This is a genomic window from Amycolatopsis pittospori, assembly GCF_013870525.1.
Classification (GTDB): domain Bacteria; phylum Actinomycetota; class Actinomycetes; order Mycobacteriales; family Pseudonocardiaceae; genus Amycolatopsis; species Amycolatopsis pittospori.
The window spans coordinates 24313-30284 of the sequence record NZ_JACBXD010000037.1 but is presented as its reverse complement, the minus strand read 5'-3'; the positions used below and the strand labels follow the sequence as shown (position 1 = coordinate 30284).

At 68.3% G+C, this 5972-nt stretch carries 5 protein-coding genes; 3 read left to right on the top strand and 2 right to left on the bottom strand.

Annotated features, from left to right (window positions below; genetic code table 11):
- Positions 1 to 44 precede the first annotated feature (44 nt).
- Positions 45 to 1388, bottom strand: a complete 1344-nt coding sequence (locus H5J31_RS21350) for a lysine N(6)-hydroxylase/L-ornithine N(5)-oxygenase family protein (protein WP_181774387.1) — start codon at positions 1386 to 1388, stop codon at positions 45 to 47.
- 137 nt (positions 1389 to 1525) lie between these two features.
- On the opposite strand from H5J31_RS21350, the gene H5J31_RS21345 reads away from it, so the two are divergent.
- The 3 genes from H5J31_RS21345 to H5J31_RS21335 all read left to right on the top strand — a co-directional run bounded on the left by H5J31_RS21345 (position 1526) and on the right by H5J31_RS21335 (position 3993).
- Positions 1526 to 2473 carry a methionyl-tRNA formyltransferase gene (locus tag H5J31_RS21345; protein ID WP_181774386.1) on the top strand — a complete coding sequence of 316 codons (948 nt, stop codon included), beginning with the start codon at positions 1526 to 1528 and terminating at the stop codon, positions 2471 to 2473.
- 100 nt (positions 2474 to 2573) lie between these two features.
- Positions 2574 to 3551 (top strand): RNA polymerase subunit sigma-70, encoded by a 978-nt coding sequence (locus H5J31_RS21340; protein WP_236005319.1) that lies wholly within the window; start codon positions 2574 to 2576, stop codon positions 3549 to 3551.
- Positions 3552 to 3555: 4 nt separating this feature from the next.
- A complete protein-coding gene (locus H5J31_RS21335) occupies positions 3556 to 3993 on the top strand; it encodes a PPOX class F420-dependent oxidoreductase (protein WP_181774384.1) in 438 nt (145 codons plus the stop codon).
- A gap of 266 nt (positions 3994 to 4259) precedes the next feature.
- On the opposite strand, the gene H5J31_RS21330 is transcribed toward H5J31_RS21335, so the two are convergent.
- Positions 4260 to 5897 (bottom strand): ABC-F family ATP-binding cassette domain-containing protein, encoded by a 1638-nt coding sequence (locus H5J31_RS21330; protein WP_181774383.1) that lies wholly within the window; start codon positions 5895 to 5897, stop codon positions 4260 to 4262.
- Between the last annotated feature and the right edge of the window lie 75 nt (positions 5898 to 5972).

The following is a 5972-nucleotide window of genomic DNA, read 5'->3' as shown; positions in this document are numbered from 1 at the left end:
CGGGGTGCCTCCACCGGTCGAGCCTGTTGAACGTCGTGCGCGGGTCAAGCGGGGCCGGTGCCGCTCACGGCGTATTCGGGGCGCGAGGTCCCGGCAGCCCGGCGGTCCACAATGGACTGCAGGATCTCGCCGACGCGGACGGCGGTGTTGGACAGCAGCGACGACGTGATGCCGTGGGTGTGCTCGGTGCCGCCCTGGAGGTAGATCCCGCCCTCCAGCGGCGGATCGGTGACGAGCCGGTAGTCGCGTTCGACTCGCAGCCTGCCCTCGTCGTCGCGGGCACAGGTCGCCCCGAGCTCACCGAGCAACGGCGTCGGGTCGGCCGGGCTGTACCCGGTGGCGTAGACCACGAAATCGGCGTCGAGCCGGGTCCGCTCGCCGGTCTCCAGCGCCTCGATGGTGACGCGGACCTCGGAACCGGTGTCGGTGACCTCGGTCGGTCGGGAGACGTTGATCAGCTTGAGCCGCTCGATCCCCTGCACCTTCTCGCGGTAGATGCGGCGGTACAGCTCGTCGATCAGCTCGATGTCGACGGCCGAGTAGTTCGTCGCGCCGTGGTAGCGCATCAGGCGTTCCTTGACGGCTTCCGGCGCCTCGTAGAACCGGCCGACCGCCTCGGGGTCGAAGATCCGGTTGGCGAACGCGCTGTCGTCGGCCGGGCTGTAGCCGTAGCGCGCGAACACCGCGCAGACCTCCGCCTTCGGGAAACGGTCGTGCAGCAGGGCGCTGACCTCCGCCGCGCTCTGGCCGGCGCCGACGACGACGAACCGGCGCGGATCCTCGGCCGCCAGTCCCTCGATGCGGTGCAGCAGTTCGCTGTTGTGCCAGACGCGAGTGCCCGGGGTCACACCTTCGGGCAGGTTCGGCCGCAGACCGGTGCCCATCACCAGATTGCGGGCGCGCAGATCGACCAGCTCGCCGTCGGTGCGGGCGTGGACGTCGAAGTACACGATCTCCTCGCCGTCGAAGACCGGCGTGACCGAAAGCACTTCCGTGCCGTACGAAACGACGTCGTCCACCTTCGCCGCGGCCCACTCGAAGTAGTCGTGGAACTCGATCCGCAGCGGGAAGAGGTTCTTGTGGTTGATGAAATCGACCAGGCGCCCCTTGCTGTGCAGGTACGACAGGAAGCTGAACGAACTCGTCGGGTTCCGCATCGTCGCCAGGTCCTTGAGGAACGAGACCTGCATGGTGGCGTTGTCGATCAACATCCCGCGATGCCAGCCGAACCGGACCTGGCGCTCGAGGAAGTGGGCGGTGACGGTCTCGGCTCCCGGCACGGAGTTGTGTTCGGCGAGGGCGATCGCGAGCGCCAGGTTCGACGGCCCGAACCCGACCCCGACCACGTCGTAGACCGGAATCCGTTCACCGACCACTGCTCGTGCCATCTTGAACCCCTTGCGCGGCTCAGCCGCATCTCGGTACTTCGTTACAAGAACAAGGGAACCCTAACCTAACTTAGGTGAGGCTCAACTAGTACTTTCAGTGGTGATGTTCATCCCTCGACCAGGAGGAGGCCGGTCCCATGCGGGTCGCCATGTTCGGATACCAGACCTGGGGACACCGCACCCTGCGGGCTTTGATCGACGCGGGTCACGACGTCGCCCTCGTCGTCACCCACCCGAAGAGTGACCACGCTTACGAGAAGATCTGGTCGGATTCGGTCGCGGACCTCGCCGAGGCCAACGGCATCCGCGCCCTGCTGCGCCAGCGGCCCGACGACGCGGAACTGCTGGCGGAGCTGAAGGAAGCCGAGCTCGACCTGATCGTCGCCAACAACTGGCGCACCTGGCTGCCGCCCGAGATCTTCTCGATGCCGCGCCACGGAACGCTGAACGTGCACGACTCGCTGCTGCCCGCCTACGCCGGTTTCTCGCCGCTGATCTGGGCGCTCATCAACGGCGAGCCGGAAGTCGGCGTCACGGCCCACATGATGGACGGCGACCTCGACGCCGGCGACATCGTGCTGCAGCGGTCCGTCCAGGTGGGACCGAAGGACACGACGACCGATCTCTTCCACCGGACGGTCGACCTCATCGCGCCGATCACCACCGAGGCCATCGAACTGATCCAGAGCGGGGACTTCACCCCGGTCAAACAGGACAGGTCGAAGGCCAGCTTCTTCCACAAGCGCGCCCTCGAAGACAGTCTCATCGACTGGACCTGGCCCGCCGACGAGATCGAGCGGCTGGTGCGGGCGCAGTCGGATCCGTACCCCAACGCCTTCACCTACCACCGCGGCAAGCAGCTGCGCGTCGTCCGCTCCTCAGTGTCGGAGGGTCACTACGGCGGCACCCCGGGCCGGATCTTCATCCGTGAGGGCGAAGGCGTCGTGATCGTCGCCGGCCCCGAATCGCGTCGCGGTCGCTCGCACGGCCTCGTCATCGAGCGCGTGCGGACCGAGGACGGCACCGAACTCACCGCGAACGAGTACTTCCGCACCATGGGCGGCTACCTCACGACCCGGCCCTGACCTGCCGATTCGAGGTCGTCGGAAAAAAGTCATCGCAGCACCGATGAGTTCCTGCGACGGGCGCCGTTACATCGGGTAAGAACACTCGATGGGAGGCGCCATGACCAGCACCGACACGGACGAAACGGTCGCCGCGGCGAAGGCGGGGGACGAATCCGCCTTCGCCCGGCTGACCGGACGGCACCGACGCGAACTGCACGTCCACTGCTATCGGATGCTCGGCTCGTTCGACGAGGCGGAGGACGTCGTCCAGGAGGCGCTGCTCAACGCCTGGCGTGGGCTGGACACCTTCGACGGCGGGAACTTCCGGGCGTGGCTGTACCGGATCGCCACCAACGCCTGCCTCGACGCGATCCGCAAAAGCTCGCGACGGATCTCGTCGCTGCGGTCGTTCGCCGAAGTCCCTTGGATCCAGCCGTATCCGGACCGGCTGCTGGACGAGATCGCGCCACCCGACGCCGAACCGCACGCGCTCGCCGTCGCCAGGGAGACCATCGAACTCGCCTTCCTCGCCGCCCTCCAGTTGCTTCCACCGCAGCAGCGCGCCGTCCTGATCCTGCGCGACGTGCTCGGCTGGACCGCCGCGGAAAGCGCCACCCTGCTGGACCTCACCGTCCCCGCCGCGAACAGCGCGCTGCAGCGCGGCCGGGCGACCTTGCGCGAAAACCTTCCCGAGCAGCGCGGCGAGTGGTCGGCCGCGGCACCGTCCGAAGAGGAACGCGCGCTGGTCCGGCGTCTGGTCGAAGCCCACGATCGGGGCGACTTCGGCTCGCTGAGCACCCTGGTCCGCGACGACGTCCGCGTGACCATGCCGCCGGAACCCCACTGCTACATCGGGCTCGAACACCTCGCCAGGCACGCCAGGATCGCCGAAGAGATGGGCGAATGGCGCGCCGTCGGGGTCGACTCGAACCGGATGCCCGCGTTCGCCTCGTACCTCCGGCGTCCCGGCGACACCGAGTTCCGCGCCTTCAAACTCGACGTCCTCCGCGTCGTCGACGGCCGCGCCATCGAGTTCACCACGTTCGACAGTCACCTGTTCCCGGCCTTCGGCCTGGACGCGATCCTGAGGGGATGAAGCAATGCCGGAGAAGATGACCGACGAACAGCGCCGCGCGTTCCTCGCCGAAGGCACCCGCACCGCCGTCTTCGCGACGGTCCGCCCGGACGGCAGGCCGCACGCGGTCCCGGTCTGGTTCGCCGTCGACGGGGACGACATCCTGGTCAACCTCGGCGCCGACACCGTCAAAGGCCGGACGCTCAAAGAGAATCCGCGCGTTTCGGTCGTCGCCGACGACCCGCGTCCGCCGTACTCGTTCGTGAGTGTGGAGGGTGTCGCGGAGATCGTCACCGATCCCGAAGGCGTCCGGCGCGGCTCGGAACTGATCGCACGGCGGTATCTCTCGGAGGCAGGCCAGGAGGCTTCGGACGGCTGGATGGCCTACGCGACGTCACCGGGGAAGGTGCTGGTCCGGGTGCGGCCTTCGCATACGGTGGCGATCGCCAAGGTGGCCGGCTGAGCAGCGATGACCGCGTCCATGAAGGAATTGGGACGTTGACTGTCCGGATTCCTTCATGGACGAGCCCGGCACCAGCAGGATGGCGCCGTGACTGAGATCGTTTTCGACGACGGCACGCGGTCCTGGCTCCTCCGTGAAAGGGCCCACCGGGGGCGCGACGAAGGGGTGAGCCGTGTCAAGCCCCGCGTGCTATGAACGACCCGTTCCTTGCGAATTTTGCAAGGAACGGGTCGTTCATAGCACTTACGCGAGCGGGAAAGGGACCCTCACGACTCGGTGACCTTCCCGTCGGCCACTTCCAGCCGCCGCGTCGTCGCGACCGCGTCCAACATGCGCCGGTCGTGCGTCACCAGCAGCAGGGTCCCCGGATACTCCGAGAGCGCCGACTCCAGCTGCTCGATCGCGGGCAGGTCGAGGTGGTTCGTCGGCTCGTCGAGCACCAGCAGGTTCACCCCGCGCGCCTGCAGCAGCGCCAGCGCCGCCCGCGTGCGCTCCCCCGGCGACAGCGTGGCCGCCGACCGCAGCACGTGAGCGGCCTTCAGTCCGAACTTCGCCAGCAGCGTCCGGACGTCGGCGTCGGGGAGTTCCGGGACCTCGCGGGCGAAAGCGTCCGCGAGGGGGAGGTCGCCGAGGAAGAGTTTCCGTGCCTGGTCGACCTCGCCGACCACGACGCCGGAGCCGAGTGAAGCACCGCCTTCGTCGACCGGGACCCGGCCGAGCAGGGCGGCGAGGAGCGTCGACTTCCCGGCGCCGTTGGCCCCGGTGATCGCGACCTTGTCCGCCCAATCGATCTGCAGGTCCACCGGACCGAGCGTGAACTCGCCACGGCGCACCACGGCACCGCGCAGAGTCGCCACGACCGCGCCCGCCCGGGGCGCCGCCGCGATCTCCATCCGCAGTTCCCATTCCTTGCGGGGTTCCTCGACGACGTCGAGGCGCTCGATCATGCGGTCGGTCTGGCGGGCCTTCGACGCCTGCTTCTCCGTCGCCTCGCTCCGGAACTTGCGGCCGACCTTGTCGTTGTCGGTGGCCTTGCGCCGGGCGTTCTTGACGCCCTTCTCCATCCACGAACGCTGCATCGCGCCACGGGCTTCGAGCGACGCCTTGGTGTTCGCGTACTCGTCGTACTCCTCGCGAGCATGCCGCCTCGCGACGGCGCGTTCCTCCAAATAGGACTCGTAACCGCCGCCATAGGTCCGCACCTGTTGCTGGGCGAAGTCGAGTTCGACGACACGGTCGACAGTGCGGGCGAGGAATTCCCGGTCGTGGCTGACCAGCACCGTCCCCGCGCGCAGCCCGGTCACGAACCGCTCCAGCCGTTCCAGGCCGTCCAGATCGAGGTCGTTGGTCGGCTCGTCGAGCAGGAAGATGTCGTACCGGCTCAGCAGCAGCGAAGCCATCCCGGCCCGAGCCGCCTGCCCGCCGGAAAGCGACAGCATCGGCTGGTCGAGATTGACCGCGAGCCCCAGGTCCGCGACGACCTCGCCGGCCCGGTCGTCGAGGTCGGCCCCGCCGAGGGCGAGCCAGCGGTCGAGCGCCACGGCGTAGGTGTCGTCCGATCCCGGTTCACCAGCGGTCAGCGCTTCGGTGGCGGCGTCGAGCTCGGCCTGGGCGGCGGTGACCCCCGTACGTCGTGCGAGGAACGCGCGAACCGACTCACCCACGCGACGTTCGGGTTCCTGCGGAAGGTGACCGACCGTGGCCGTCGGCGGGTTCAGCCGGACAGTGCCGTCCTCCGGGGGCACCAGGCCGCCGAGGGTCCGCAGCAGCGTGGACTTACCCGCGCCGTTGACCCCGACGAGACCGATCACCTCGCCCGGGCCGACGACGAGGTCGAGGCCGGAGAACAGAACACGATCGCCGTGTCCGGCGGCGAGATCCTTGGCAACGAGTGTGGCGCTCATGAGATGAGTGAGTCTACGGGCGCCTCGTTGAACACCTCGGGGTCCCTCGGAAGAGTGTCAGGTATCCAACCGATC

Excerpts from the sequence above, each read along its gene's own strand:
- H5J31_RS21340 (WP_236005319.1), top strand. The coding sequence starts at position 2,574 with ATGACCAGCACCGACACGGACGAAACGGTCGCCGCGGCGAAGGCGGGG.
- H5J31_RS21345 (WP_181774386.1), top strand. The coding sequence starts at position 1,526 with ATGCGGGTCGCCATGTTCGGATACCAGACCTGGGGACACCGCACCCTG.
- H5J31_RS21350 (WP_181774387.1), bottom strand. The coding sequence starts at position 1,388 with ATGGCACGAGCAGTGGTCGGTGAACGGATTCCGGTCTACGACGTGGTC.
- H5J31_RS21330 (WP_181774383.1), bottom strand. The coding sequence starts at position 5,897 with ATGAGCGCCACACTCGTTGCCAAGGATCTCGCCGCCGGACACGGCGAT.
- H5J31_RS21335 (WP_181774384.1), top strand. The coding sequence starts at position 3,556 with ATGCCGGAGAAGATGACCGACGAACAGCGCCGCGCGTTCCTCGCCGAA.